This is a genomic window from Bradyrhizobium sp. CCGB20, from assembly GCF_024199855.1.
GTDB lineage: Bacteria > Pseudomonadota > Alphaproteobacteria > Rhizobiales > Xanthobacteraceae > Bradyrhizobium.
Genome location: NZ_JANADN010000001.1, coordinates 4,882,077 through 4,906,766 on the forward strand (window position 1 = coordinate 4,882,077; position 24,690 = coordinate 4,906,766).

The 24,690-nt window shown below is 64.4% G+C and carries 21 protein-coding genes and 1 tRNA gene; 6 read left to right on the forward strand and 16 right to left on the reverse strand.

Annotated features, from left to right (window positions below; all coding sequences use genetic code 11):
- Nucleotides 1–7 precede the first annotated feature (7 nt).
- Nucleotides 8–1,048 (forward strand): DUF2971 domain-containing protein, encoded by a 1,041-nt coding sequence (locus NLM15_RS22530; RefSeq protein ID WP_254119520.1) that lies wholly within the window; start codon nt 8–10, stop codon nt 1,046–1,048.
- 234 nt (nt 1,049–1,282) lie between these two features.
- On the opposite strand, the gene NLM15_RS22535 is transcribed toward NLM15_RS22530, so the two are convergent.
- The 5 genes from NLM15_RS22535 to NLM15_RS22555 form a co-directional block, all read right to left on the reverse strand.
- Nucleotides 1,283–2,026 (reverse strand): DUF2786 domain-containing protein, encoded by a 744-nt coding sequence (locus NLM15_RS22535; RefSeq protein ID WP_254119522.1) that lies wholly within the window; start codon nt 2,024–2,026, stop codon nt 1,283–1,285.
- A gap of 49 nt (nt 2,027–2,075) precedes the next feature.
- Nucleotides 2,076–2,165, reverse strand: a tRNA-Ser gene (locus NLM15_RS22540).
- Between the two features lie 275 nt (nt 2,166–2,440).
- On the reverse strand, nt 2,441–2,764 hold the full coding sequence (locus NLM15_RS22545) for a hypothetical protein (RefSeq protein WP_254119523.1): 324 nt from the start codon (nt 2,762–2,764) through the stop codon (nt 2,441–2,443).
- A gap of 222 nt (nt 2,765–2,986) precedes the next feature.
- Nucleotides 2,987–4,837: a dihydroxy-acid dehydratase gene (gene ilvD, locus NLM15_RS22550; protein WP_254119525.1), complete on the reverse strand. Its 1,851-nt coding sequence runs from the start codon at nt 4,835–4,837 to the stop codon at nt 2,987–2,989.
- A gap of 201 nt (nt 4,838–5,038) precedes the next feature.
- Entirely contained in the window at nt 5,039–5,962 is a 924-nt protein-coding gene (locus tag NLM15_RS22555) for a VOC family protein (RefSeq protein ID WP_254124325.1), read from the reverse strand.
- An 850-nt stretch (nt 5,963–6,812) separates the two neighbouring features.
- On the opposite strand from NLM15_RS22555, the gene NLM15_RS22560 reads away from it, so the two are divergent.
- Both NLM15_RS22560 and NLM15_RS22565 read left to right on the forward strand, forming a co-directional pair.
- Nucleotides 6,813–9,059 carry a TOMM precursor leader peptide-binding protein gene (locus NLM15_RS22560; RefSeq protein ID WP_254119527.1) on the forward strand — a complete coding sequence of 749 codons (2,247 nt, stop codon included), beginning with the start codon at nt 6,813–6,815 and terminating at the stop codon, nt 9,057–9,059.
- A gap of 95 nt (nt 9,060–9,154) precedes the next feature.
- Complete coding sequence (locus NLM15_RS22565; protein WP_254124344.1) at nt 9,155–10,531, forward strand: SagB family peptide dehydrogenase; 1,377 nt, start codon at nt 9,155–9,157, stop codon at nt 10,529–10,531.
- Nucleotides 10,532–10,577: 46 nt separating this feature from the next.
- Here NLM15_RS22565 and NLM15_RS22570 read toward each other — a convergent pair whose 3' ends face one another.
- From NLM15_RS22570 to pncA, 9 genes are all read right to left on the reverse strand, one after another.
- Nucleotides 10,578–11,438 carry an ABC transporter permease gene (locus NLM15_RS22570; RefSeq protein WP_254119529.1) on the reverse strand — a complete coding sequence of 287 codons (861 nt, stop codon included), beginning with the start codon at nt 11,436–11,438 and terminating at the stop codon, nt 10,578–10,580.
- Complete coding sequence (locus tag NLM15_RS22575; protein ID WP_254119531.1) at nt 11,435–12,364, reverse strand: ABC transporter permease; 930 nt, start codon at nt 12,362–12,364, stop codon at nt 11,435–11,437. The genes NLM15_RS22570 and NLM15_RS22575 overlap by 4 nt, the downstream gene beginning before the upstream one ends.
- Nucleotides 12,364–13,356 (reverse strand): ABC transporter ATP-binding protein, encoded by a 993-nt coding sequence (locus NLM15_RS22580; protein ID WP_254119533.1) that lies wholly within the window; start codon nt 13,354–13,356, stop codon nt 12,364–12,366. The genes NLM15_RS22575 and NLM15_RS22580 overlap by 1 nt, the downstream gene beginning before the upstream one ends.
- Complete coding sequence (locus tag NLM15_RS22585) at nt 13,353–14,339, reverse strand: ABC transporter ATP-binding protein (RefSeq protein WP_254119535.1); 987 nt, start codon at nt 14,337–14,339, stop codon at nt 13,353–13,355. The genes NLM15_RS22580 and NLM15_RS22585 overlap by 4 nt, the downstream gene beginning before the upstream one ends.
- Entirely contained in the window at nt 14,340–15,977 is a 1,638-nt protein-coding gene (locus tag NLM15_RS22590) for an ABC transporter substrate-binding protein (RefSeq protein WP_254119537.1), read from the reverse strand.
- A 30-nt stretch (nt 15,978–16,007) separates the two neighbouring features.
- Complete coding sequence (locus NLM15_RS22595; RefSeq protein ID WP_254119539.1) at nt 16,008–16,823, reverse strand: sugar phosphate isomerase/epimerase; 816 nt, start codon at nt 16,821–16,823, stop codon at nt 16,008–16,010.
- A 471-nt stretch (nt 16,824–17,294) separates the two neighbouring features.
- A complete protein-coding gene (locus tag NLM15_RS22600; protein WP_254119540.1) occupies nt 17,295–19,328 on the reverse strand; it encodes an NAD(+) synthase in 2,034 nt (677 codons plus the stop codon).
- A 141-nt stretch (nt 19,329–19,469) separates the two neighbouring features.
- The gene (locus tag NLM15_RS22605) at nt 19,470–20,585 is read right to left on the reverse strand and encodes an alpha/beta fold hydrolase (protein WP_254119542.1); all 1,116 of its coding nucleotides are present in this window, start codon (nt 20,583–20,585) and stop codon (nt 19,470–19,472) included.
- Between the two features lie 16 nt (nt 20,586–20,601).
- Entirely contained in the window at nt 20,602–21,228 is a 627-nt protein-coding gene (pncA, locus tag NLM15_RS22610) for a bifunctional nicotinamidase/pyrazinamidase (RefSeq protein ID WP_254119544.1), read from the reverse strand.
- A gap of 258 nt (nt 21,229–21,486) precedes the next feature.
- On the opposite strand from pncA, the gene glk reads away from it, so the two are divergent.
- From glk to NLM15_RS22625, 3 genes are all read left to right on the forward strand, one after another.
- A complete protein-coding gene (gene glk / locus NLM15_RS22615; RefSeq protein WP_254124346.1) occupies nt 21,487–22,473 on the forward strand; it encodes a glucokinase in 987 nt (328 codons plus the stop codon).
- A 143-nt stretch (nt 22,474–22,616) separates the two neighbouring features.
- Nucleotides 22,617–22,820 (forward strand): hypothetical protein, encoded by a 204-nt coding sequence (locus NLM15_RS22620; protein WP_254119546.1) that lies wholly within the window; start codon nt 22,617–22,619, stop codon nt 22,818–22,820.
- 146 nt (nt 22,821–22,966) lie between these two features.
- On the forward strand, nt 22,967–23,122 hold the full coding sequence (locus NLM15_RS22625; protein WP_254119548.1) for a hypothetical protein: 156 nt from the start codon (nt 22,967–22,969) through the stop codon (nt 23,120–23,122).
- Nucleotides 23,123–23,202: 80 nt separating this feature from the next.
- Here NLM15_RS22625 and NLM15_RS22630 read toward each other — a convergent pair whose 3' ends face one another.
- Both NLM15_RS22630 and NLM15_RS22635 read right to left on the reverse strand, forming a co-directional pair.
- Entirely contained in the window at nt 23,203–23,580 is a 378-nt protein-coding gene (locus NLM15_RS22630) for a response regulator (protein WP_254119550.1), read from the reverse strand.
- Between the two features lie 111 nt (nt 23,581–23,691).
- Nucleotides 23,692–24,495, reverse strand: coding sequence for a Spy/CpxP family protein refolding chaperone (locus NLM15_RS22635; RefSeq protein ID WP_254119552.1), 804 nt, complete (start codon nt 24,493–24,495; stop codon nt 23,692–23,694).
- Nucleotides 24,496–24,690 lie beyond the last annotated feature (195 nt).

The window sequence follows — 24,690 nt, forward strand, 5'->3', positions numbered from 1 at the left end:
TTCTATCATGAGCAAGCGAGCGCAGAGACGAAATAAAGCAAAAACGAAAAAGCCGGCCGCGCCACCTGACTGGCGCTCAGAAGCGTCCGGGCCATTATTTCATTATACGTCCGGTGCCGGTCTCATCGGCATTATTCAGGATCAAGTTCTTTGGGCGACTCATGCCAGCTTCTTGAACGATACCGCGGAGCTAAAGATTCTCTCTACACTGCTCGCGCCGCAAATCGCGGACGAATTTCGAGAGATTGTTCCGAAGCTTGATGCTCTAGACGTATTCAAGCCCGAGATGCTGCGCCGTCACGGTGAAGGCATCTACGATACTGAAGCCGGGAACCTGTGCCACGCCGTTATGCGGGCGATTGAGAATGTCTCGCCCATGTACGTTGTCTCCTTCTGCATGCACGACGCAGGAAGCGAGGAGAGCAAGCACGGACTGTTGAGCCAGTGGCGAGGTTACGGCTTCGGCGGCTTCGCGATTGAATTCGACCCTGAGGAGCTAGACCGGCTCTGTATTGAAGAGAGGACCAAATGCTCGTTGCAAATGGTGGCGACGCGAAAGGTCGCGTATCACGATCATGCGGCCCGCGCGCAGTTGGATCGATTCCACGGGATCGGCCGGTCGACTCTTGGCAGTACTGTTCGCGAAGTCGCTCCTGAAATAGCTGAAAGGGCGGAAATCAAGGAAATCCTGGGCGACAAACGGTTGGATAATTTCATTCGTCCATTCTTGGAGACGGTGCCTTTTCTGAAAACACCCAGGTTCGAAGCAGAGCGTGAGTATCGGCTGGTTGCAGCGCCGACGCGGTTACGGAAGGCCGTCGACGACAAACGCCAAACTGTAAAAGTCTATTTTCGAGAGGGACCTTCAGGCACGATTGTCCCATACGTTAAGCTGTTTGAAACCCTTGGCGAAAAGCTCCCGATCCGGAAGATTATTGTGGGTCCGCACCGAGACCAGGAGAACCAGCTTCGTGCTGTCGAGCTGCTGCTTGAGCAAAACAAGATGGACATCGAGGTCGTGACTTCGGACACAACTCTCCGCGTGTGAACCGTGGTTTTGGTAGGAACGTCGTCTCAGTCCCCCCTGAGATTCCGCACCTGGTCCATATAGGCCTCCGTGGCGTGGTCTTTGTGCTGGAAGCTCTCGCCCAGCCGCCCGAATTACGGTGACGCTGCACTTTATTAGCATGGGCAGCATTGGCGACAGAGGGCAGCTGATTAACCGGCATCACATCGCCCATGTTCTTAGCTCCGGCTGAAGCCGCGCCCCTCCCCGATGCGCTCAGCTTTCCTTGGGAGTGGTCCCCGACTGCGACCCGCCAAGGCCCGGATTGATGGCAAGCGACGCTCCGGCAGCGCCGCCGGCTTCATAGGCCGTCATCGAAACCATCCGGCTCGTGCTGCGCTGGGTCCGGAGCTTGAGGTCGAGCTTGTCGAATTCTGCATCGACCACCGAGCTCTTGAGAACCACCAGCCCGCGGCCGGTGGTTTCGTTGACCTGATCGCGACTGGCCTTGATCGCCTCCAGCCTGCGCGCGATCGACGCCACCATCCCGAGCGCGAAGGAGCCATTGGCCAGATGCCGCTCCTGGTGCCGGAACCTGATGTAGTCGACCGAGGTCTTGAAGCGGCCGAGTTCGGCGCGCACGGCGCCGTCGATCACTTCGGCCAGATAATGCGCGACCTCGATATCCGCGCCGAGACCGAAGAACACATAGCAGCTCTCGCCGGCCGCGTTCTTCTCGCGCCAGACCCGGCAATCGCAGAAATGAGCGATCGCGCCGATACAGTCGTCCAGGGGAATTCGCTTCTTGCGATGGGTCTCAAAGACCCTCCGCTCGCACGGCGACGCGCGCAGCTCGACGTCGGAGAGCGACAAATCGTGGCGATCCAGCAGCTCGGCGACCTTGGCGGCGGCAGACAGCGCCTCGTCCTCGGTGCAGCCATTGGCAATGGTTTTGGCGCACAACGCCTGAATGCGGGCCTTCAGCTTGTCGAGCGCGGCCGGATTGAACGTCTGATTCACCGATCACCTGCCCGGGAAAGCCTGACCGACAAACCCCGGTCGCATATTCTGGCGGAAGGGGTGGGATTCGAACCCACGGTACCCTTGCGGGCACGCCGGTTTTCAAGACCGGTGCCTTAAACCACTCGGCCACCCTTCCAAACCCGGAATGGCTGTCGCTTAACGTAGTCGACGGCGCAAGGCAACGCGAAGTTGGCGCGCCCTATCCCAAACACCCGATCTGTCAGGCGAGCGTCAGCCTGTTCCCTTAGCCTGTATTCCTCAGCAATCCCGGACACTGGCGACATCTCCCAGGGCGTCGCTGGTTGCGAGGCCCGGTTTGGAGTTGCCTCCGTTTCCGGGCCTCGCTTTCTGCCCGCAAAAGAAAACGGCGCCCCGTGAGGAGCGCCGCTCGAAACCGTTGGCTACGTCGGCTCAGTAGCCGCAGGACGCGCAGCCCATCTGCACCGGGGCGTAGTAGGAATAGCCGGGCGAGACCATCTCGACGCGCTGGCGCGTCGCGTATTGCGGCGGGATGCGCTCATACTGGACGCCGGGCGGCGCGACCATCACGGTCTGCGGCACCATCACGGTGCGGTACTGCGCCGGCGTGCGATGCGCGACGACGGAGCCGGGAGAGACCATCACGGTCTCGTCGACGGTGCGGTATTGCGGCTGCACATATTGCTGCTGGTAGCAGGTCGTGCACGGCGGCGGCGTGTAGCAATTGTAGCAGCCGGCGGAGGCTGCACCGGTCATCGAAATCGCGGCGACGACTGTTGAGAAAACGACAGCGAGAGTACGAGACATTACGGTGGTGCCCCAGTTGCCCGAAATGGATTTGCGAAGGTCGATCGCAGTATACGCCGCAAAATCCTGAGCTGCCGAAGTTCGTGGGGGCATCCTTAATGCGAACGGCCGGCTTTCGCCGGCCGTTCAGACCTTGTTGACCATGCACGCGAGGTGCGAACGGTGCAGCGCTTAGTTCGAGCGACGCTTCACCTCGCGCACCGCACCGCGCGCAGCGCTGGTGGTGAGCGCAGCGTAGGCCTGCAGCGCGGTCGAGACGTTGCGCTTGCGCGCAGCGGGCTGCCAGGCGGCATCGCCCTTCGCCTCCTCCGCGGCGCGGCGGCTGGCCAGTTCCTCGTCGGAAACCTCCAGGCTGATGCTGCGGTTCGGAATGTCGATGGCGATGCGGTCGCCGGTGCGGACGAGACCGATATTGCCGCCTTCGGCCGCTTCCGGCGACAGGTGGCCGATCGACAGGCCGGACGAGCCACCGGAGAAGCGTCCGTCGGTGACGAGCGCGCAGGCTTTGCCGAGGCCCATCGATTTCAGATAACTGGTCGGATACAGCATCTCCTGCATGCCGGGGCCGCCGCGCGGGCCTTCATAGATGATGACCACGATCTCGCCGGCGACGACCTTGCCGCCCAGGATGCCTTCGACGGCTGCGTCCTGGCTCTCGAACACGCGCGCGGGGCCGGAGAATTTCAGGATCGAGGCGTCGACGCCGGCAGTCTTCACGATGCAGCCATCCTGCGCGAGGTTGCCGTAGAGCACGGCGAGACCACCGTCCTTGCTGAATGCGTGTTCGAGATCGCGCACGACGCCCTTCTCGCGGTCGGCATCGAGCTCGTCGTAGCGGCGCTCCTGGCTGAAGGCGACCTGGGTCGGGATGCCGCCGGGCGAAGCGCGATAGAAGGTGCGGACGGACTCGCTCTTCGAGCGCTTGATGTCCCAGCGCTCCAGCGCATCGTTCATGGTCGGCGCATGCACCGTCGAGACCGAGGTGTCGATCAGGCCGGCGCGATCGAGTTCACCCAGAATGCCCATGATGCCGCCGGCACGGTGCACGTCCTCGACATGCACGTCGGCAACCGACGGCGCGACCTTGCACAGCACAGGCACGCGGCGCGAGAGACGATCGATATCCTGCATGGTGAACTTGACCTCGCCTTCGTGGGCGGCGGCCAAAAGATGCAACACGGTGTTGGTCGAGCCGCCCATCGCGATGTCGAGCGTCATGGCATTCTCGAACGCCTTGAAGTTGGCGACGTTGCGCGGCAGCACCGAGGCGTCGTCCTGCTCGTAGTAGCGGCGGACGAGATCGACGATGGTGTGGCCGGCCTCGACGAACAGGCGCTTGCGGTCGGCATGGGTTGCGACCACGGTGCCGTTGCCGGGCAGCGCGAGGCCGAGCGCCTCGGTCAGGCAGTTCATCGAGTTCGCCGTGAACATGCCCGAGCAGGAGCCGCAGGTCGGGCACGCCGAGCGCTCGATCACCTTGACGTCCTCGTCGCTGACCTTGGAGTCGGCCGCGGCCACCATGGCGTCGATGAGGTCGACGGCCTTGGTCTTGCCGGCGAGCTTGACCTTGCCGGCCTCCATCGGGCCGCCCGAGACGAACACGGCGGGGATGTTGAGCCGCAGCGCGGCCATCAGCATGCCGGGCGTGATCTTGTCGCAGTTGGAGATACAGACGAGGCCGTCGGCGCAATGGGCGTTGGCCATGTACTCGACGCTGTCGGCGATCAGCTCGCGCGACGGCAGGCTGTAGAGCATGCCGTCATGGCCCATGGCGATGCCGTCGTCGACCGCGATGGTGTTGAATTCCTTGGCGACGCCGCCCGCCTGCTCGATCTCCCGCGCCACCAGCTGGCCGAGGTCCTTGAGATGGACGTGGCCGGGCACGAACTGGGTGAAGGAGTTGACGACCGCGATGATCGGCTTGCCGAAATCCGCATCCTTCATGCCCGTCGCGCGCCAGAGGCCGCGGGCACCCGCCATGTTACGGCCGTGGGTGGTAGTGCGGGAGCGATAGGCTGGCATGGCGGTTTCCGTCCTCGGTTTGGCTGGCCGGGCGGGAAAATATCGAAGCCGCCTCAAGCCTTTCCGGCCGGATAGCGCACGGGGTGGGCGCGCGCAACGGGAACTTGCCCCTGATAGCCCCGGATCGGCCTTGCGCAGGCCTCCCCTGCTCCCGGCGCGGACTTATTGCAGGGGCGCGCCAGCGCCGGACGGACCCTGGAGCTAGCGCTTCGGCTTGGGCAACACAATTCTCCCCTGGGAGGCAATGCCGCCCCACTTGGCGGACCACCCGACCTCCGAGGCCGCGGATTGCTCGATGTCAGCCTGACCCCGGGCACCCTGCAGTGCAAACAGGGCGCCCTGGGGATCGACACATCGTGCAATCCAGCAACCATCAGGCAATTCGATCGGACCCTGGAGGATGCGGCCTCCACCAGCAGTCACATGCCTCGCCGCAGCGCCGATGTCGTCGACATTGAAGTAATGCAGCCAGCATGGCTGCGCGACGGCCGGAAGCTTCGTCAGCATGCCGCCGACCGTTTGCCCACCCGCCGAAAACAATTGATACCAGTCCGTTGGATCGGTTTGAGCGTCGGCCTTCTGCCAACCAAATAGTTCTCCGTAGAAATCGAAGATCGCTGTTCGGTCGGCGGCCAGCAGCTCATGCCAGCCTACGCGCCCCGGCTCGTCCAGCCGACCCGGTTTCCCCCGGCCATAGGTCGGTTCTTGGATCAGTCCGAACGTCGCTTCCTGCGGATCTGCAACGACTGCTATTCGGCCAATATTGGTGTCCGTCGGCGGTACAAAGATCGTGCCTCCAAGACGCCGGATCTGCGCGGTGGTGGCGTCCAGGTCGTCGACGGCGACGTATCCCATCCATCTCGGCGTCGCCCCCAATCTCCGGCCCTCTTCCGGGATATCCATAAGTCCGCCCAGCGGAGCGCCGCCGCTGCGAAGCACCGTGTAAGGCAGCTCCGGGGTCGATTCATCCCTCACGCCCCAGCCGACGGCCTTGCGATAAAATGCGCCCGCCGCCGCGACATCCGTGGTCAGGAGTTCATACCAAGCGAAAAGCCCTGATTGATCTGCCACGCCGATCTCTCCGTTCAAGATGCGATGCTCTTGCGGCACTGCACCAAACAGCATGCGCACCAAGAGCGTGGATCGTTGATGCGCTGTGTCAACCGGTCGCGCCGGTTGCCGTTCATGAAGATGAATACATCCTGAACGTGCGGCCCCGCGCTTTCGTGCGCGTCATTGTTGCTCGCGTGATTTCCTGAGCGTAGACTTACCGTGGCTGGGATGCTTCTTGCAATGCTCGGAGGTTCGACCATGCGGCAGGCGAAGAAGACTTCTAAAGGGAAGAAGCGCGTAACCAAAGTCGCCGTGCCGGCGTTCGGAGCCGCAGGGTTGACGTTCTCGCTGGCGGGGGGCGCATCGGCCTCCGCAGTGCCGACACCCGACACACAACAATTGCAGCACCTTGGACCGGGTCAGGCAATCACGCTCGATGAAGAGGAAATGGCTGACGTCAGCCTCGCCACCTTCCATCTCTTCGACAAGGAAAATGCCGGCAGCCGTGTGCAGCTGGCATGGCGCGGATGCGGCGGTTGCCGCGGCTGCAGAGGCTGCCGGGCTTGCCGGGCCTGCCGATGTGGCGTCGGTTGCCGATGTGCAGGTTGTGCTGTCGGCTGTGGCGTTGGCTGCGGCGTTGGTGTCGTGGGATGCGCCGTATCATGCGCGGGTTGCTGCGCATCGTGGGGCCGCTGCCGCCTGTGCTAGGCCTCGGCGCGCTCCGAATGGCGTGTCCACAAGCCGGTACATCATTGGCCGGCCCTGAGACAGGGGCCGGCCAAATGCTTGCTTTCGCTACGGCGCCTGCATCGATGGCGGGCGAATTGTTTCAACACTCCGGGAAATATCAGCGCGCGGGTACGACGATCCGTCTTGCGCCGGCGATTTGACGTAACGGCAACAGGATCAGCGTGCTGACTCAATGAATGCCAATAGCAAGACCCGCGTTGCGCGGAAGACCCACAAAGAACTCCTCCGATTTGCACCGAACTTCACCGCCTACGTTCTGCCTCCCGATGCGGTTTGCCTCTATTCCGAGGATCGCAAGTTCTTCCTGCACGGCGAACTCTATTGTGCCTTGGCCACCGCGCTCGGAAAACATGGCGAGGCCAGGCCGGAGATCATTCGGCAGCTTTCGAAGCGCTTCCCGGCCGCCAAGATCGAGGAGGCGATCAAGCGGCTCCTCGATCGCCGATATGTCATTGCGCGGACCTCGCCAGCATTCGACGAGGCCGTCGGCGGTTTTTGGGCAAGCCTCGGCCTGTCTCTGGAAGTCGCGGAGCAAAATCTTCGCAGTTGCTCCGTGCGAGTCGAGTCGATTGACGTCAAAGGCGCCAAGGAGCTGACCGCGGCCCTGGGTAAGCTCGGCGTTCAAATCGCCAAGCGCTCGCCAAAGCTCACGATCACGCTCGCGAACGACTATCTCGACCAGCGCCTTGCTGAATTGAACCAGGATCGCGTGGCCGGCAAGACACCCTGGTTGCTGGTACAGCCATCCGGCCCGTTTCCGCTGGTCGGGCCCGTGTTCAAACCGGGCGAGAGCGCCTGCTGGACCTGCCTGTTCGATCGCATGATCCGCAACCGCGAGATCAAGGGGTTTCTCGACCGGGGACCGGCGCATGCGGTTGCGATATCACCGCTCGTCAGAGAAGGCGTCGGCCAGACCGGAATCCATTTTGCGGCCGTCGAAATCGCCAAGGCAATTGCATCGGATTTTCGCACCGATCTGTGCGATCACATTGCCAGTTTCGACCTGACCGGCGCCGCCATCGCCAAGCACTACGTGATGCGACGTCCACAATGTCCGACCTGCGGCAGCAAGAAGCTGAACAACCCGCGCCGATCTCCGGCCCCGGTCGAGATTGCAGAGGGCAAGAGGCTCGTCATGACCAGCGGTGGATATCGCACCGTGACGTCGCGGTCGACGGTGTCGCGCTTCCGCAAGCATGTGAGCCCCCTGACAGGGGTGGTGACCAGGCTCGAACGAATCGACGTCGATCTGCCGATGAACACCAACTACTTCGCCCAGCATAATTTCTCCGCGCCGGCCCACAGCATCGACCAGCTCAGGTCCGGATTGAGCGGTGGCAGTTTTGGCAAGGGCTCGACCGCCGAGCAGGGCGAAGCCAGCGCGCTGATGGAATCGATCGAACGCTATTCGGGCATTTTCCAGGGCGATGAGATCAGGACGACGCGCAGCTTTGCCGACTTCGCGCCCGGCGACGCCCTTCTGCCCAACGACGTGCAGCTGTTCAGCGAAACGCAGTTCAAGAACAGGTTTCTCCAGCAGCCGGACGATCCCCACCCGGTTCCCGAGCCGTTCGATCCCTCGGCGAGGACCGAGTGGTCGCCGGTCACATCGTTGCGCGACAAGCGCTTCAAATATCTGCCGACCGGCCTCCTGTACTTCTTCTATGGCGGATTTCATACGGATTCCAACGGCTGCGCGGCCGGCAACACCCGCGACGAAGCGATTGTCCAGGGCTTCCTGGAGCTGATCGAGCGCGATGCCTACGCGATCTGGTGGTACAACCGGGTGCAGCGCGCCGAGGTCGACCTCGAGCAGTTTGACGATTTCTATGTCCGGGATCTCCAGGCTCAATTTGCGGAAGCCGGTCGCAAGCTGTGGGTGCTCGATGTCACCACCGATCTCGGCATTCCGACCTACGTGGCAATCATGCACTGGATGCAGAATGGGGACGAGCATATCGAGTTCGGCTCCGGCGCGCATTTCGACCGCCGCATAGCCCTGCTGCGCGCTCTCACCGAGCTGACCCAATTCATGTCCGTCAGCATGATGAGCGGTGCGACCAGCGAGAAGCCGACCCTCGACGGTGTCACACCGCTGCGCCTGGAAGACTATCCGTTCCTGACACCGAGCGATCGCCCGATCGTTCCTCCGGCGCCGAGCCTCAAGCTTCACGACAATACGCGTGACCAGGTCATTGCCTGCGTCGAGATCGCCGCCCGTGCGGGCTACGATTTCCTCGTCCTCGACCAGACACGTCCCGACGTCGAGGTTCCGGTCGTCAGAGTGCTCGTTCCCGGCTTGCGTCACTTTTATCGCCGCTTTGCACCGGGCCGCCTTTTCGACGTGCCGGTGAAGCTCGGATTGCTGGACGGGCCGCGACTGGAAAGCGATTTGACTGCATTCCTTCCACACACCTGAGGGGCTACTCTTTCGTGCGTGCTCCCAGGAAAAAGCCGACCAGGAAGATCGCGCCGGATCTTGCTGCCCGATTGAGCCATCGCTTCTCCCTCCAGATGCAGCCGGACGGAAACATCGCCGCCACTTTTGGCGACTATTCCGTCAACCTCGGACAATTCAGCGCGGCCGCGATGGACCGCGCGCGACTTCTGAGCACCGGTCTTCCGATCGCTTCGTTTGCAGGCAAGAGCATCCTCGCCAGGGAAATCGACGCTCTGGTGCATCGCCTGGCCCGGCAGGGGCTTCTGGAATACCGCCTCTCCTCCTCGCGTGATGAGCGGGACCTCGTGGTCATCGAGCCTCAAGTCCCCGACTACTGGCCGCGACGCGCGAAGCTGGGCAGCCGTGATACCGTCGTGTTGTCGCGCTTTGCCTATCTGCGCCGGCGCGGCAATGAGATGGTGCTGGAATCGCCACGCGCCGGCGCGCTGTTCCGGATTGGCGATCCCGCCATCGCCGCCACCCTTGCTGCGCTGTCACAGCCTCAGAGGATCGGCAAGCTCGACCGGAAGACACTCTCCTCCAACCTCCTTCTGCTCGAGCTGTTGCTGGAAAGCCAGATTCTGCTCAAGCTCGATGCGAAAGGCGGCGACGGCCTGCGAGTAGATGAAGGCGACGGCAATCTCGTTCTCTGGGATTTCCACGATCTGGTCTTTCACACGCGGAGCACGGAGGGCCGGCAAGCCAATCCGGTCGGCGCCGCTTTCAGCTATGCGAGCGTCGTTCCGCCGCTGCCTGCGGTGCGTCCGCCCTGGCCAGGCAGCAAGATCGACCTGCGCACATTCTCCCCCTCGGAGCCGAACTCTCTCTTTCCGAAGCTGTTGCGCGAACGCCATTCAACACGGGATTTCGACGACAAGAATCCGGTCACGCTCCGCGAACTCGCGCAATTTCTCGACACCACCGCGCGCGTTGTGTCCGAATGGAAGAGCGAACCGTATTTTGACGGCGGTCCGGAGGTCACATACAGCACGAGGCCTTATCCCTCTGCGGGCAGCGCGTACGAGCTGGAATTGTACCTGGCGGTCTCGAACTGCGAAGGGCTCGCGCGCGGACTCTACCACTACGACGCAGGCGGGCACGCGCTGGTCGCGATCCGCGCCACCGACCAACAACTCCAGGCGCTCTCGGTGGCAGCTCAGTTCGCCATGGACGCGCCCGGTGAGCCGCAAATCCTGATCACGATCGCGGCGCGCTTTGGGCGGGTCTCCTGGAAATACAGCTCAATTGCATATGCGCTGATCCTGAAGGATGTCGGCAGCCTGATTCAGACGTTTTATCTGGCTGCGACCGATATGGGCCTTGGTGGCTGCGCCATCGGGACCACCGACATCGATCTGTTCGCGAAGATGACGGAGCTGGAATTACATATCGAGGGCCCGGTCGGTCAATTCGCGCTCGGGCGCGGCAGGAAGCCGGAGGTCCTAGGCTAGAATCGGCGTCTGAGGGCAAATCGGCGCACGCATCGAGCCCGTCGCGCTATTGCAGCGTCGGATCGAGCCGGTCGCGCAGCCAGTCGCCGATCACGGAGACAGCGAGCGTGGTCACCACGATGGTGGTGGCCGGCGCCAGCATGATCCAGGGCGCCCGGGTCAGATATTCGCGGCCGTAGCCGACCATGTTGCCAAGGCTGGTCATGGGCGGCTGCACGCCGAGGCCGAGGAAGGACAGCCCCGACTCCATCAGGATCACCTCGGGGAAGACCAGCGTCGTCGAGACGATCAGGGTCGAGGCGATGTTGGGCAGGATGTGACGCAAGTAGATCCGCGAAGGCGTCGCGCCGAGCTGGCGGACCGCTGCGGCGTAGCCTTGCGCATTGGCGGAGATGGCGAGGCCACGCGCGATGCGGGCATAGCGCTCCCAGCCGAACAGCCCCATCAGGCCGATCAGCAGCGGCAGCGAATTGCCGAAGAAGGCGAGCACCGCGAGTGCCATGATCAGGAACGGCATGCTGGCCTGGAAGTCCGTCAGCATCAGCACGAGCTGCTCGACGGCGCCGCGGAAATGCGCAGCGAGGAAACCGAGCGTTGTGCCGACGATGGCGGAGATCGCCGTCGCGCCGAACGCGATCAAGAGCGAGATGCGGATGGAGACGAGAAGCCGCGACAGCACGTCGCGGCCGAGCTCGTCGGTCCCGAGCCAGTGCGCGACATTGCCGGGCGCAGAAAGCCGATTGCGCAGGTCGAGCTGGGTGTAGCCGTAGGGCGCGATCTTTTCGGCGAAAGCCGCGATCACCAGCATCGCGACGATCCAGCCGATCGCCAGTGCGACCGAGATCGGAATCGCCGGAAGGCTGATCCTGCGGCGGACGGCGGCGTCCTTCAGCGTCGCGTCGGTCATGCATGCGCTCCCTTCGCGCGCAGGCGCGGATCGAGGAAGCCGTAGAGGAAGTCGACGATGAGGTTCGATGTCACCATGGTCATCGCGACGAGCAGCAGGATGCATTGCACCACGGCGAGGTCGCGGTTGGCGACGGCAACGACCAGCAGGCGCCCTACTCCCGGCCAGGCGAACACGCTCTCGACCACGACCGCGCCCGCGATCAGCGTGCCCACCATGAAGCCCAGGATGGTGACGGTCGGGATCGCCGCGTTCGGAAGCGCATGCGAGGTGACAACTTTGCGCCACGGCACGCCCTTGGCGGAAGCCGTGCGGATATAAGGCTGGCCCAGCACCTCCAGCATCGCGCTGCGGGTGAAGCGCGCCAGCACCGCGGCGCCGCCAAGGCTCAACGTTGCGATCGGCAGGATGGCGTGACGCCAGCTGTCCTGCCCGCCCGACGGCAGCCAGCCGAGCTGCACGGCGAAGACCAGCACGAGCAGCAGCGCGAGCACAAAACTCGGCACGGTGAAGCCGGCAACCGCCGTCATCATCACGGCGCGATCAATCCCGGAGCCCCGGTGCAGCGCCGCGTAGATGCCGGCGGGAATGCCGAGCGCGACCTTGAAGGCGAACGCCGGCAGCGTCAGCGCCAGCGTCGCCGGAATCCGCTCCAGCACGAGCTCGATCGCAGGCCGCCCGTCACGCATGGAACGGCCGAGCTCGCCCTTTGCGATGGCGCCGAAGTAGTCGAGGTACTGGAACCAGATGGGGTCATCGAGGCCCCAGGCCTTGCGGAAGGCGGCGAGAACCTCCGGCGGCGCTTCCGGTCCCAAGATCATCAGCGCGGGATCTCCGGAGAGGCGCAGCACCACGAACGCGAAGGTGACGACAAGCACGATCGTCAGCGCCGCGCGTCCGATCCGAATGGCGAAATAGCGTCCCATCACGCCGCGTCCCGGGTTTCGACCTTCGGTCCGGTCACGAGGTGGCAGGCGACCTGCCTGTCGCCGCCGACGGCCGACAGCGCCGGCACCTCGCTCGCGCAGCGCGCGATCGCGCGCGGGCAGCGCGGATGGAAGGCGCAGCCCTTGGGGCGAGCCGCCGGGTTCGGCGGGTCGCCTGCCAGCACGATGCGACCGGCGCTGCGACGGCCCGGTGCCGGCGAAGCCGAGACCAGCGCCTGCGTGTACGGGTGTTCCGGGCGCGCGAAGAGATCGTCTGCGCTGCCGATCTCGACGATGCGGCCGAGATACATCACGGCGACGACATTGCTGATCTGCCGGACGACGCGGAGATCGTGGCTGATGAACAGCAGCGTGAGCCCAAGCTGCGCCTGGAGATCGCAAAGCAGGTTCACCACCTGCGCCTGGATCGAGACGTCGAGCGCGCTGACCGGCTCGTCGCAGACCAGGAAATCCGGCTTCGTCGCGAGCGCCCGCGCCAGCACGATGCGCTGGCGCTGCCCACCCGAGAGCGCGCCCGGATAGCGCGCGCCATGTGCCGGCGTCAGCTCGACCGCGCGCAGCAATTCGCGGACACGGTCCTCGCGTTCGGCGGCCGTACCGAGACCGTGAATATCCAGGGGCTCGCGGATCTGGGTCGCGACCGGCAACCGACGATCCAGCGCGCCAAGCGGATCCTGAAAGATCATCTGCATGCGCGCCCGCTGCGCGCGCCACGCAGCCGTCCCCGGCGCGGCCATCGGCTTGCCATCGAACCGCACTTCGCCACGGTCAGGCGGTTCGAGACCCAGCACGATGCGGCCGGTGGTGGATTTACCCGAACCGGACTCGCCGACGAGGCCAAGCGTCTCGCCCTTGGGGATGGTGAGCGACACGCCGTCGACAGCATGAACGGCCGTGCTGCGGCCGAACATTCCGGAGCGCATGGAGTAGCTGCGCGAGATCGAGGATACCTCGACGAGCGGCGCGCTCATTCGGCGGCGATCCCGAGCAGCGCGCGGCGCGAGGCCTCGGCGCGAATGCAGGCGACAGCGCGGTCGTTCGCGATGGGCGCCAGCGTCGGGGCTGCAAGGCCGCATGGCTCGGCTGCCAGTGCGCAGCGCGGTGCGAAGGCGCAGCCACTGGGCATGTGCGCGGGATCGGGAACCGTGCCGGGAATGGCCGTGAGGCGTCGGCGCGGTCCATCGAGCGGCGGCAGCGCGCCGATCAGACCTTGCGCATAGGGATGCACGGGATCGGCGAAGAGCTGGTTGCTAGGTGCCTGCTCGACGATGCGGCCGGCATACATCACCGCGACGCGGTCGCAATTCTCGGCGACGACGCCGAGATCGTGGCTGATCAGGACCATCGCCATGCTCATCTCGCGGCGAATGGTGGAGAGCAGCTCCAGAATCTGCGCCTGGATGGTGGCGTCGAGCGCAGTGGTCGGCTCGTCCGCGATCAGCAGATCGGGATTTCCGGCGAGCGCCATCGCGATCATGATGCGCTGGACCTGGCCGCCCGAGAATTCGTGCGGATAGGCTGACAACCGCCGCGCCGCATCGGGAATACCGACGAGATCGAGCAGCCGCCGCGCTTCGGCCTTCACCGCCCCGCCCGAGAGACCGCGATGCAACGCCAAGGCCTCGCAGAGCTGCCTGCGAATGGTGAGCACCGGATTGAGCGCGCTCGCGGGGTCCTGAAAAATCATGGCGACCCGCCCGCCCCGCACCTGGTCGAGCTCGGCGGCCGGCGCGCCGAGAATTTCACGGCCGTCAAGTCGAACCGAGCCCGACACGCGGGCGTGCCGCGGCAAGAGGCCGAGCGCGGCGAGCCACGTCACCGACTTGCCGGAGCCGGATTCGCCGACGAGGCCGACGGCCTCGCCCTTCTGCAAGATGAGATCGACACCGCGCAGGACAGGTACGCCGTTGAAGGCGACGCTGAGGCCCTGGATGTCGACCAGCGGCGTGACCATTTACGCCTCGAAATTGCCAGCGCGGAAATCCATCGCGAACGCCGGCGACGCCTTCCACTTGATCGATTTCGGCTTGGCCGTGAAGGTCGCGTTCTGGTGCAGCACCGTGTAAGCGGGATCCTCGCGCTCGGCGATCTCCAGCATGCGGTGGAACGCCTTCTTGCGAGCAGCGCGGTCGGTCGAGGTCTCCAGGAACTCGGAGAGCTTGTTCAGCTCAGCATTGGTCCATTCACCGATCTGCTGCTGCTGGCCGTTCGGGCCGTGCTGGGCGACCAGCGACGACACGGGATCATTGAAGGCGGCCGAGTTCGACCAATCGCGCACCGCGCGGGTCGGCGCACGCTCCATGATCTGCGACCAGTTCTCCTTGGTCTCGATCTGGACGTTGAGGCCGACCGACTTCCACATCTCGACCAGCACCTGCGCGGTCGCGACCTGGTTGGTGTAGTAGTTGTTGAGCAGGCGATAGGGAATCGGATCGCCCTTGTAGTTGGCCTGCTTCAACAGATCCTGCGCGAGCTTCGGGTCGTAGGCCGGCACGCTCCAGTCGGCGTTGAACATGTCGCCATAGAATTCCCACTGAAGGCCTTTCGGCACCCGGGTGCGGCCGGCCCACAGGCTGTCGACAATCGCCTGGCGGTCGATCGAATGGGTGAAGGCGCGCCGCACCAGCGGGTTGGCGAGCACGGCGTGGTTCTTGTCGAACACGGTCAGGCGATGGTTGAGGATGGTGCCACCCTGCACTTCGAACGCGGAGTTCTTCTCGATGCCGGCGATCTGGTCCGGCGGGATGTCGCAGGCGAACTGGTACTCGCCCGACAGCAGGCCGTTGATGCGGCTCGCGACCTCGGGCACTTCGAGGAAACGGATGCGCTTGAGCGGCGGACGGCCGCCCCAATATTCGTCATGCGCTTCGAGCGTCAGCGACACGTCGGGCTTGAGCTCGACGACCTTGTACGGGCCGGTCGTCACAGGCTTGCGCGCCCAGTCGAGATAGCTCGCAGATTGTTCCCAGGCGCGGCGGTTCATGATGTCGGAGCCGTAGCGTGACAGCCGGCCTTCGATCGTGACGTCGGGCGTCGCGTTGTAGAAGCGCACCGTGTACTTGTCGACGGCATCGACGCGCACGAGGTCCGGCCAGATGCGGCGGGCAACTGCCGGCACGTCCGGCGGCAGCTCCTTGCCCGGACGCGGCGTCGGGATCTTCTCGAAGGCCTGGATCGTGGAGCGACTCTTGGCCTCGGTCTCGCCGAACATGCGCTCGCGGCTGAAGGTGAAGACGACGTCCTCCGCCGTGAGCTCATCGCCATTATGGAACTTGACGCCCTGGCGCAGCTTCACCTCGACGGTCTGGTCGTCGATGCGGCGCCATTCGGTGGCAAGACCCGGTACGGCCTCGAGGCTGCCGCGCCAGTTCTTCGAGATCAGTCCCTCCCAGATCGAGGAGAAGAACACGCGCTCGCCGACGTTGGATTGCTCGCGCAGCACGTCGAGTACGTTCGAATTCGTCACCTTTTGCACGGCGATCGTCACCGACGGACGGTTGTCGGCCTGCCCGATCGCAAAGCGCGGCAGGAGAAGTGTGCCCGCGGCGGCGCCGCCAGACTTCAGGATGGTGCGACGGGTGAATTTGCTCATGACAATAGGCCCTGCCCTTGGTGAGGTCGGTTATTCAGCGAGACCGAGCGCGGCGAGATGGGCTGCGCCGGCGCGAACGTCGTCGTGGTTGCGGAGTTCGAGGATCAGCCGCGGATTCGAGGTCAGCCGGCCCAGCGCGCGGAACACGGCGACCCACGGGATGTTGCCCTCGCCCGGCGCCCAGTGCCGGTCGGCAAAGCCGTCGGTGTCCTGGAGGTGCACATGCGTCAGCATGTCGCCGGCGGTCTCGACGTAATAGTCGACCGGCGGCGCACCGGTGGAGATGTGCGCGTAGTTGGCGTGGCCGGTGTCGAGGGAGACGCGGACTTTGCTGCTCTCGAGCGCCCTGGCGAGGCGCACGCGGTCGCGCGGGTCCTTGTCCTCGATGTTCTCGATGACGATCTCGCAGCCGATGTTTTCAGCGCGCGCGATCACCTCGGCGAGCGTCGCCTTGACGCGTTCGACGATATTGGCGCGGTTGTCGGGGTAGAGATCGAGGTTGTTATGGTCCCAGGTCGTGAACGGCGAATGGATCACCATCTGCGTCGCACCGAGGAACTCCGCGGCATCGAGGCCCTGAAGCAGGCGCTTCGTCACCGCCTGGCGGATCATCGGATCGTGGCTGTCGATCTTGAAACCCCAGAACGGGCCGTGGATGCCGAGCCGGCCGGTATGGCCTGAGAGCATCTGCTTGATTTCGCCCGCCGTGCTGCGCCAGTCGCTGTCGAGCAGATCCGCACGGAAGAAATCCTGGATCTCGAGATCGCGCTGCCGTTCCAGAAGCCAGTCGCGGTGGGCGGGGATCGATTTGATGGACAATGCTGCGCCCAGCACCGGCTTCGACATGGCTTGCTCCTTGACCGTCAGCGATGACGGGAGCAGCGCTAGACCAGTTCAATGACAGGCCCGTGAAATGCTGGGGCAGCGACGATGCGCAGATGTGGACATCGCCCCGATCGCCTGCATCGAATTCAGGCAGCAGCAATCGAAGCGGATGCGGACGAATGCACCAGCGTGCAGCATCGAGCGCGTTCGTGTCCGTAGTGATCCGGAATGGAATCCTAACCATACTTCGCGTACATCGCGCACATCGATCGGCGGCCTTCCAAGGGCATCACCCTCTGATCGCGCACCACGGGGTTGGGGGACCACATGGGGCGGGGGGATCAAAGGCTGGGGCAAGGTGACGAGGTCCGGACTCCTAGGCACTCCGGACCTCGAAACTTTTCTGGATTGAACGCAACTTCGCGCCGCCGGCTCCATGAGCCGCGCGGCGCGAAGTCGTTTGAGGCGCCGTGTCTGCCCTCGTCTTGCCGATCAGTTCGGCACGTTCCGCTCGAGATCCTCAAGCCACGCCGCCGCACTTGAATCCGACGGCGCGCGCCAGTCACCACGCGGCGATAACGAGCCGCCGGCCGAAACCTTCGGGCCGTTCGGCATCGCCGAGCGCTTGAACTGGCTGAAAGCGAAGAAGCGGCGCAGGAACACCTCCAGCCAGCGGCGGATCTCCTTGAGATCGTAGGCCTTGCGCCGGTCGTTCGGGAACGCCGGCGGCCATTCGCCCTTGGCGACGTCCTTCCAGGCCTGCAACGCCATGAAAGCAATCTTGGACGGCCGCATGCCGAACCGCAGCGTGTAGAACAGGTTGAAATCCTGGAGCTCGTAGGGGCCGATGGAAGCTTCCGTGCTCTGCGGCTTCTCGCCGGGCTTGACGGGAACCAGCTCGGGCGAGATTTCGGCCGACAGGATCGAGGCCAGCGTCAGGTTGACGTCGTCGCTGAACTGTTTTGAAGCGATCACCCAGCGGATCAGATGCTGGATCAGCGTCTTCGGCACTCCGGCGTTGACATTATAATGCGCCATCTGGTCGCCGACGCCGTAGGTGCACCAGCCGAGCGCGAGCTCCGAGAGATCGCCGGTGCCGATGACGATGCCGCCGTGATGGTTGGCGAGCCGGAACAGATAGTCCGTGCGCAGGCCAGCCTGCACATTCTCGAAGGTGATGTCGTAGACCTTCTCGCCCTTGCCGAAGGGATGGCCGATGTCCTTCAGCATTTGCGTGGCGGTGGTGCGGATGTCGAGCTCCTGCCAAGTCGTCCGCAACGCCTTCATCAGCGCGAGTGCGTTGGTCTTGCTCTCGCTGCCGGTGGCAAAGCCCGGCATGGTGTAGGCGAGGATGTTTTCGCGGGGCAAGCCGAGCAGGTCGACTGCCTTGGCGGCAACGATCAGGGCGTGGGTGGAATCGAGACCGCCCGAGACGCCGATCACCACGCGCTTGGTTCCGGTCGCGCGCATGCGCTGCACGAGGCCGGCGACCTGGATGTTGTAGGCCTCGTAGCAATCCTGCTCGAGCAGGGTCTCGTCGCTCGGCACGAACGGGAAGCGCTCGATCTTGCGCAGGAAGCCGATGTCAGCGGCCGGCGGCTTCAGGGCAAAGGTGATCTTCCGGAAAAAGCCTTCGCGTTGCCGGCGATTGTCGTCGAACGTGCCCATCAGTGCGCGTTCCTGCCTGAGCAGGTCGAGATCGACGTCGGCATAGGTGATCTGGCCACCCTGGCGGAACCGCTCGCCCTCGGCCAGCAGCAAGCCGTTCTCATAGATCGAGGTCTGGCCGTCCCAGGCCAGATCCGTGGTCGATTCCCCTGCCCCGGCGGCTGAATAGACGTAGGCCGCAAGGCAGCGCGCCGACGTCGACTGGCAGAGCAGCGCGCGCGAACGCGCCCGGCCGATCGTGATCGGGCTGCCCGAGAGGTTGATCAGCACGCTCGCGCCGGCGAGCGCAAGCTCGGAGGCCGGCGTCACCGGGATCCACATGTCCTCGCAGATCTCGACGCCGACGGTCAGGCCCGGCACGTCATCGGCTGCGAACAGGAGGTCAACGCCGAACGGTGCGTGCAACCCGCCAAAGGCGACCGTCTCTCCGGCAATGCCGGCGCCGGAGGCGAAATGCCGTCCCTCGTAGAATTCGCGATAGGTCGGCAGGTAACTCTTGGGCACGACACCAAGGACGTTGCCGCGATGGATGACGACGGCGCAATTGTAGATGCGATTGCCGAAGCGCAGTGGCGCGCCGACGATCAGGACGGTCATCAGCGCCGTGGAGGCGTCAACGATGGCAACGAGTCCGCGCTCAACCGCATCGAGCAGCGGGTCCTGCTTCACCAGATCTTCGATCGCATAGCCGGACAGGCACAGCTCGGGAAACACGGCGACCGCCACCGACTGCTCGTGGCAGGCATTCGCGGCCGCCAGGATCGCCTTCGCATTGGCCGTGGGATCGGCCACATGGGACGTGGTGACACAGGCCGCCATCCGCGCAAATCCGTGGGCGTAGATCGAATGGAACGTCATCGAGCGCAGTACCCTTAATCTTGTCGCGGCCGCAGCCATCGGCTCCTGACCATATGTAGCCCATCGGGCCGGCCCGGTGCAGGCCATCCGCCGTCATGCATAACGGATTTGCATGTTCGCCCGGCCCGGCGCCCGGCGAAGTCAGGCACTGCGGGCCAGCACGCCGGACAGGTCGCTGCGCAGCCACTCGGCGATCCGGGGCCAGGCATGGGCGTGGGTGCGCAAGCCCATGAACAGGCCGAGATGAGTGCTGGGCTCGGAGGCCGCCGCAATGAAGGCGGGCGGCGTACCGAGCAGACCGGCGGTCGCAAGCGCCTGGCTGGCCGGCACGACATCGTCATCGAGCCCGGCCAGCAGGAAGACCGGCGCCTTGACGTCCTTCAGATCAACCTCGCGGCCGAGCGCCGTGAAGTTGCCATCGGCAATCCGGTTCTCCCGGAAGATCCGGTTGACGATCTCCAGATAATAAGTGCCGGGCAGGTTGAGGGTCTCCGCATTCCAGCGATCGAAACGCGCGAGCAGTGCCGCGCCCTCCTCGTCCGAGAGGTCCTTCTGCAACGCCGCCGCGATATCGTCGCGGGTTGGCGACTTGGACCAGAAGCGCAGCATCTCGTCGCCGCTGACATTGCCGCCGCCGCGCGCGACGAGCTGGTCGTAGACCGCCTCTGGCGCATTGCGAGCGAGCCGGGACAGCTCGGAGTCGATCGAGAGATCGACGGGCGCACCCACCAGCACCAGCCGCCGCACCTTGGCGGGAAAGCGCGCCGCGTAGAGCAGCGACAGCCATCCGCCCTGGCACAGGCCGACGAGATCGACCGGCGCGCCGATCTCGTCGATGGCGACGTTGAGATCGCTGAGATAGTTGTCGATCGAGAGATAGCGCATGTCGGGCGTGGCCGAGCGCCAGTCGGTGAGATAGATCCGGCCGATGCCGCCATTTTGCAGGGACTGCACCACGCTGTGGCCTGCTGCGAAGTCGGCGATCAGGGCCCGATGCAGCGCATAGGGCGCGCAGACCAGTGCCGGCTGGCCGGATCGCGTCCGCGTGCAATCGCGCAGGCGCATGGTCGCAAGCTCCAAGGCGACCGTGTTGGGCGTCGTCCACGGCAGAGTGCTCTCGTCCTGTTCCGGCGGACCACGCTCCAGCCACCAGAAGCAGGCATTCATCGCGAGCTTCGCCGCCGCAAACGGCCATAGCAGCGTATCATCCTGAGGACGATCCGATCCGCCCGGCGGTTTGCCGCTCTTCTCCACCATGACTAGCTCAAGGTCCTCACAGGAAGGCCTCCAGGCTGACGATCGAAATACCGCGCTCGCGAAAACTCCGATGGGTCGCGGCCACAGAGCCGTCGAGATCGATTCCGCGGCATGCATCCTCGATGACGGCGACCTCAAACCCCGCCTTGCGCGCATCTTCCGCCGAGAAGCGGACGCAGAAGTCGAGCGCCAGGCCTGCGACGAAGACGGTCTTCAGCTCGCGCTCGCGCAAATAGCCGAGCAGGCCCGTCGGCGTCCGGTGGTCGTTCTCGAACAGCGCCGAATAGGAATCGATGCCGCGGCGAAAGCCTTTGCGCACCACGAGGTTTGCCCTGCCGACGTCGAGCTCCCGGTGGAATTCGGCGCCCGAGGTGCCTTGCACGCAGTGCGACGGCCAGAGCACCTGGGTGCCATAGTCGAGCTCGATGGCCTGGAACGGCTGCCTGCCCGCATGGTTCGGCGCGAACGAGACGTGGTCACGCGGATGCCAGTCCTGGGTCAGCACCACATTGGTGAATTTTTGGGCGATCCGGTTGACGGCCGGGACAACCTTCTCGCCGCCGGGAACGGCGAGCGCTCCACCCGTGCAAAAATCGTTCTGCACGTCGATCACCAGCAGCACATCGCGGTCGGAAATCTTCATCGCAAGGTCCCGTTCCAGCCGTCCGGCGCGGCGGGCGCCGACCGCTCCAGTCCAATGTCGATCTTCCCGCGCGGCTTCGCAACCACCGACCGATGCGGCGGTATCGCGCCATAGTAGCCGGGATGCAACGGTTTGGCGTTGTCCGAGTTGACTAGGCTCACCCAAGGACGGATTCTCAAGCACGTTCGCAAATCGCGGACCGGATGGAGCGGAGGAAACGGTTCCCGCGAGCCTGCACGGCGCGGCAGCCACATGGTCATGAGTACCGGCAAGACAGGACAGATTCTTCTCGCCGATATCGGCGGCACCAATGCGCGCTTTGCGCTGAGCCAAAGCGCATCGAACAGCGGCGACCAGGCCGGCCCCATCGACTATGTGAAGGTCGCCGACTTCCCGACCGTTCGGGAAGCCATCGCCGACGTCCTCGCGCGCCAGCCTGGCGGCGAGCAGCCCAAAAGAGCCGTGCTGGCCGTCGCAGGTCCGGTGACCAACAACCGCTGCGTCATGACCAACAGCCCGTGGGTCATCGACGGCAACGAGCTCCAGCCGGCCCTCGGCTTCGAGAGCGTGCATGTGCTCAATGATTTCGAGGTGGTGGCCTGGTCCCTGCCCGCCCTGGAACCAGCCGATTTGATCCCGCTCGGGGGCCAGGACGGCCTCCCCGGAGAGCCGCTGCTGGTGGTTGGCCCCGGGACCGGCTTTGGCGTCTCCTGTCTGGTCGAGCGGCACGGCGCCCGGCTGGCGGTCGTCACCGAGGCCGGCCACGCGACTTTGCCGGCCGAGAACGAGCGCGAAGAGCGTGTGATCGCGTGCTTGCGCCGGCGTCTCGGCCATGTCTCCATCGAGCGCGGCGCGCTTTCGGGCTCCGGCCTGCAAAGCCTCTACGAGGCGCTGGCGGAGGTCGACGGCGCTCAGGTGCCGCACCGCGACGCCGCCGCCATCACCAAGGCGGCCCTGGAGGGCAGTTGCGAACTCAGCCGCGCGACGCTGGAGATGTTTTGCGCCATCCTCGGCTCGGTCGCGGGCAATCTCGCGGTGACCTTCGGGGCCCGCGGCGGCGTCTATATCGCCGGCGGCATCGTGCCGCGCTTTCCGGAGTTCCTCGCCGCGTCCGCGTTCCGGGCGCGCTTCGAAGCCAAGGGGCGCTTCCAGGATTACTTGCGCAACATCCCGACCAGGCTCGTCACGAAACCTGATGCAAGCTTCCTCGGCTTGAAGATGTTCGCCGACCACAATCCGGATTGAGGCGCGATCGCCCTCATCACGCGCCGGTTCCAGTAATACACAGATGATTGCAACGTGCCTGCGGTTCCACGCTGGATCGTGCTTGCCCGTTTGTATCCGATAAGAAACAATCCACGGATGTGGCGTAGTTGCGGGGGCGTGACATGCGTAAGCAAGACTTGGGTTTCGACTATCACCGCTATCACCGCCTGCTGACCGAGGCGGACGACGATGACAAGCGGCTGGCCCTGATCGAGCTCCTGATCGAGGAAAAAGCGCGCGACCGGCTGGCCGCGCAGCGCGCCTCTGATCGCGCCGCCATGACCGCCCATACCATTGCCACCGTGCTGAAGAACGGGCGCAACTGAGACTTGCGGGACCGTTTGCCGCTCGCGCAAACGCGCAAGCGATTTGCGATTCCGTTAACGATCCCTCGCAAGCTCACGTCAAACTTTTTGCTCTAAGAGTTCCCCCACCTGATGCAATTCAGGGGTCAACAAAGGGGGGAATGAACATGAGCATGATTTCGCTCGCCGCGATGCCGGCTGCCGTCGAAACGCGTTTCGCCGATTCTTCGTTCAAGACCATCTTGCTGTTCTGCTGCATGGGCCTGGTCGCCTCGTTCGGCCTGATGGCGCACGGCATCGACCTCAGCACCGGGCTGACCTGAGATCGCGACACATTTCTTTCGCCAAATGGCCGCCCCTTACGGGCGGCCATTTTCGTTGGCGATCTCAATGCGGCGCCTTCTCAGTGAGGCGCCTTGGCGATCGCGTCCGGAAACAGCGTGTCGATCATCGTCTTGAGCTGGTCGAGGGAAATCGGCTTGCGCAGGATCGGCCGGCGCCGGAGCAAGGACGGCAGCAGCTCCGGCCCGTAGCCGGTGGCGAACAGAAACGGCTTTCCGCGGCGCTCGATCAGGTCGGCGACGGGATCGACGTAGAGGCCCTTCAGATTGATGTCGAGAATTGCGAAATCGTATTGCGCCGTCATCGCGAAGGCGCTCGCGTCCCGGACATTGTCCGCTTCGGCGACGACATGGTGGCCGAGCTCCTCCACCATGTCGGCGATCATCATCCGGATCAACGCCTCGTCTTCGACCAGGAAAACGGAGAGTCCGTCCGCCATATCAACCCCGCAGTCAGCTAGCGAAGCTAATCATAACCGAATTGCGGAGAGGATTCACGAATTCGTGGCGGGCGCCGTTAATTCAGACGCCCGCAATCGGATTCAACTTGATCAATCCAGCCCGCGCTCGTGGCTGAGGCGCACCATTTCCTGGATGAAGACCTGCTTCTGCTTGTCGTCGAGGCTCGAATAAAGCGGCTCGGCGGCATCGGCGACGTTGCGCTGATCGGCGGCGCGGTCGATCAGGAATTGCGATTCGTTGCGCATCTGCTCGATGATGTCGTCAGGCGGATCCCGCTTGGCGCGGGCAATCCGCAGGTTGAGCCGCTCCGCGCCGTTATGCCCCAGGTAGTGCATGGCGCTCGAGAAGCCGAACCAGTGCTTCTCCTGATCGGGCGTCAGGTTCAACTCGGTTTTGATCCGCTCGATATAGGAATCGCTGTTGGCGACGATCTGCTCGGCGGTCTGTTGCGGCGCGCCGGGCTGGGTGAGGACGGTGACATCCTTGTCCTTGTTGTCTTGCGGCGCGTTCCTGGCTTCCTTGGTGGCCTTGGCGCCCTTGCCCGCCTTGGCACTCTTGGCGTCCTTGTCCTTGCCGGCGCCCGGCTGCTTGGAATCCTTGCCGGCGTCCTTGCTCGCATCCTTGTTGGCGTCCTTGGCCGCCGGCGGCGGCGCCTGGTTGTTATTGACGCCGAGCACGCCGGTGAAGACACCGACCACGCCGCCGATCGCACCTCCCAGCACGCCGCCAACGGGACCGGCCGCCTTGTTGCCGGCCGCGGCCCCATCCTGAACGCCTTTGACCAGGCCTTGTGCCTGCGCAACCGTGGCTGCGCCGAGCAGCAATGCGAGCACGGAGCCCAGCGCGAGCCATCGCCGCGGGTGAAGCCGCGCTGGCGGCGCCGGGTTGATCATTCTGGTCTCCATCGTCGATCCGATTATCCTGTCCGGGTGGGGGCCACCCGCCGGTTGCAACTCTATCGTTTCCGCCGCTTCGGGGTCCAGCCGCAGCCAACTGCAGTCCACGCCCGAAAAGCGTTTGGCGCGAAGCGGTTATGAAGGCTTATTCGAAACTGCGGCGTAATTGCGCACGATTTGTCCCGCGCTCCT

Coding starts and splice junctions, on each gene's coding strand:
- NLM15_RS22530 (WP_254119520.1), top strand. CDS start 8: ATGAGCAAGCGAGCGCAGAGACGAAATAAAGCAAAAACGAAAAAGCCG.
- NLM15_RS22545 (WP_254119523.1), bottom strand. CDS start 2,764: ATGACCGGTGCAGCCTCCGCCGGCTGCTACAATTGCTACACGCCGCCG.
- ilvD (WP_254119525.1), bottom strand. CDS start 4,837: ATGCCAGCCTATCGCTCCCGCACTACCACCCACGGCCGTAACATGGCG.
- NLM15_RS22555 (WP_254124325.1), bottom strand. CDS start 5,962: ATGCTGTTTGGTGCAGTGCCGCAAGAGCATCGCATCTTGAACGGAGAG.
- NLM15_RS22560 (WP_254119527.1), top strand. CDS start 6,813: ATGAATGCCAATAGCAAGACCCGCGTTGCGCGGAAGACCCACAAAGAA.
- NLM15_RS22565 (WP_254124344.1), top strand. CDS start 9,155: ATGCAGCCGGACGGAAACATCGCCGCCACTTTTGGCGACTATTCCGTC.
- NLM15_RS22570 (WP_254119529.1), bottom strand. CDS start 11,438: ATGACCGACGCGACGCTGAAGGACGCCGCCGTCCGCCGCAGGATCAGC.
- NLM15_RS22575 (WP_254119531.1), bottom strand. CDS start 12,364: ATGGGACGCTATTTCGCCATTCGGATCGGACGCGCGGCGCTGACGATC.
- NLM15_RS22580 (WP_254119533.1), bottom strand. CDS start 13,356: ATGAGCGCGCCGCTCGTCGAGGTATCCTCGATCTCGCGCAGCTACTCC.
- NLM15_RS22585 (WP_254119535.1), bottom strand. CDS start 14,339: ATGGTCACGCCGCTGGTCGACATCCAGGGCCTCAGCGTCGCCTTCAAC.
- NLM15_RS22590 (WP_254119537.1), bottom strand. CDS start 15,977: ATGAGCAAATTCACCCGTCGCACCATCCTGAAGTCTGGCGGCGCCGCC.
- NLM15_RS22595 (WP_254119539.1), bottom strand. CDS start 16,823: ATGTCGAAGCCGGTGCTGGGCGCAGCATTGTCCATCAAATCGATCCCC.
- NLM15_RS22600 (WP_254119540.1), bottom strand. CDS start 19,328: ATGACGTTCCATTCGATCTACGCCCACGGATTTGCGCGGATGGCGGCC.
- NLM15_RS22605 (WP_254119542.1), bottom strand. CDS start 20,585: ATGGTGGAGAAGAGCGGCAAACCGCCGGGCGGATCGGATCGTCCTCAG.
- pncA (WP_254119544.1), bottom strand. CDS start 21,228: ATGAAGATTTCCGACCGCGATGTGCTGCTGGTGATCGACGTGCAGAAC.
- glk (WP_254124346.1), top strand. CDS start 21,487: ATGAGTACCGGCAAGACAGGACAGATTCTTCTCGCCGATATCGGCGGC.
- NLM15_RS22620 (WP_254119546.1), top strand. CDS start 22,617: ATGCGTAAGCAAGACTTGGGTTTCGACTATCACCGCTATCACCGCCTG.
- NLM15_RS22625 (WP_254119548.1), top strand. CDS start 22,967: ATGAGCATGATTTCGCTCGCCGCGATGCCGGCTGCCGTCGAAACGCGT.
- NLM15_RS22630 (WP_254119550.1), bottom strand. CDS start 23,580: ATGGCGGACGGACTCTCCGTTTTCCTGGTCGAAGACGAGGCGTTGATC.
- NLM15_RS22635 (WP_254119552.1), bottom strand. CDS start 24,495: ATGATCAACCCGGCGCCGCCAGCGCGGCTTCACCCGCGGCGATGGCTC.